Source organism: Streptococcus mitis, assembly GCF_001579035.1.
Lineage (GTDB): Bacteria > Bacillota > Bacilli > Lactobacillales > Streptococcaceae > Streptococcus > Streptococcus mitis_J.
The window spans coordinates 88,466-90,565 of record NZ_KQ970287.1 but is presented as its reverse complement, the minus strand read 5'-3'; the positions used below and the strand labels follow the sequence as shown (position 1 = coordinate 90,565).

Below are 2,100 nucleotides of genomic sequence, written 5' to 3'. Positions count from 1 at the left end.
GATTTTCCAGTTACTCCCCCATTGTTTCTGTCAACTTTTCATATTGTTCCTCTTTACTTGAAAAGGTAACACTCTTAACAGTAGACATCCCCTTCAAAGCATTGTATACCTTGTGGTAGTCATTATTTGTAACAGTTTGACCTTCTTTTTCAATAGTCTCGCTATTATCAGCTACATCCTTGCGAATATAAACCATCACTCGAACATTATTTTCAATATCTGTAGCTAGTTTCGCTGTATTGAAAATAACAGAAGCAAATATGGCAACCAAGGTCAAAGTAATCATGACTGAGCTGACAGCAGCCACTGTCATCCAACCATTTCGTTTCAAACTTTTTAGTGATTCAAATAAATGGCGAAAAAATCTACTAATCATCGTATCCATACTCTCCTTTTGATTCGTCACGAACGACACGGCCATTTTCAATGGCAATGACACGGTGGCGCAAGGTATTTACAATCTGGCTATTATGAGTCGCCATCAAAATAGTTGTCCCTTGTAGGTTAATCCGTTCCAAGAGATTCATAATTTCCCATGAATTATCCGGATCCAGGTTTCCTGTTGGTTCATCGGCTATCAATACTTTGGGATTATTTACAATGGCACGTGCAATCGCAATCCGCTGTTGCTCTCCACCTGAGAGCTCATTTGGGAAAGAACGAACCTTATGCTTCAATCCAACTAAGTCTAAAACTTCCATCACACGTTTTTTGATATTACGGCGATTTTCACCGATTACTTCCATAGCGTAAGCAATATTTTCATAGACAGTTTTCTTTGGCAACAGTTTATAATCCTGGAAGACAACCCCAACACTACGACGTAGAAGCGGGACGTCTTTCTTTTTGATCTTAACCAGATTAAAACCAGCAACTGATAGGCTTCCTTTATCGATTTTTACTTCACGATACAGAGAACGAATAAAAGTTGACTTCCCTGCTCCTGAAGGTCCTACGATGTAAGCAAATTCCCCTGGTTGAACACTGACCGAAACACCGCGTAGGGCAGTCGTTCCGTTGTCGTATTTTTTGACGACATCTCTCATTTCAATGATTGACATGTGACTTCCTTTCTATATTAGCTAATTCGCCACTTGAGATAGGCATCGATAAAACCATCTAGGTCCCCATCCATAACCTTATCTACCTGAGCAACCTCAAAGCTAGTTCGGTGATCTTTTACCATAGTATAAGGTGTGAAGACATAAGAACGAATTTGGCTTCCCCATGTGATTTCCTTTTTCTCACCCTTGAGGGAATCGACTTCCGCAGCTTTCTTTTCTTGCTCCATTTGATAGAGCTTAGCCTGCAACATCTTCATGGCACGATCTCTATTTCCATACTGGGTACGATCGACCGTTGACTGAACGACAATTCCCGTAGGAATATGTGTCAAACGTACACCTGTTGAAACCTTATTGACGTTTTGTCCACCGGCACCACCTGAACGGAAGGTATCCATCTTGATGTCATCTTCCCGGATTTCCACTTCAATGGTATCGTCCAACTCAGGCATCACTTCTACGGATGTGAAAGAGGTATGGCGACGTTTAGCAGAGTCAAACGGCGAAATTCGCACCAAACGGTGAACTCCCATTTCCGACTTGAGAAGGCCGTAGGCATTAGGCCCTTCAAATGATAAGGTTACTGACTTGATACCAGCCTCATCACCTGCTTGATAATCCAAGACTTCTACTTTAAAGCCTTTAGCATTACCATAACGAGTGTACATACGAAGTAACATATCTCCCCAGTCCTGTGCCTCTGTACCGCCAGATCCTGGATGGATTTCCAAGATAGCATTATTATGGTCATAAGGTTCCGACAAGAGAAGGGTCATCTCGTAACTGGTCATCATCTTATCAAGTTCTGATAACTGTTCGACCAGTTCCTCATGCACTGACTCGTCTTCTGCTAAAAAGTCCAATAAAATTTCAACTTCATCCTGCAACTCTTCCATCTTATGGAAGGTATTATAGGTATTTTTTAATTCATTTAATTCTTGCGACGTTTTTTGGGCCGCAATATTATCATTCCAAAAATCAGGTTCTGTCATCTTGTTTTCCAAGATGGCAATCTCTTCCTCTAGACCTTCTAGGT

General features: G+C 41.2%; 2 protein-coding genes and 1 pseudogene. All 3 read right to left on the bottom strand.

Annotated elements, in window-relative coordinates; genetic code table 11:
* A pseudogene (locus SMIDD26_RS04890) lies at positions 1-376 on the bottom strand (permease-like cell division protein FtsX); the annotation flags it as partial.
* Positions 369-1,061, bottom strand: a complete 693-nt coding sequence (gene ftsE, locus SMIDD26_RS04885) for a cell division ATP-binding protein FtsE (protein ID WP_000022265.1) — start codon at positions 1,059-1,061, stop codon at positions 369-371. The gene ftsE and the pseudogene SMIDD26_RS04890, both read right to left, overlap by 8 nt.
* Before the next feature lie 17 nt (positions 1,062-1,078).
* Positions 1,079-2,100: peptide chain release factor 2 (prfB, locus tag SMIDD26_RS04880; protein ID WP_134990185.1), on the bottom strand; the 1,022-nt coding region annotated here is incomplete at its 5' end.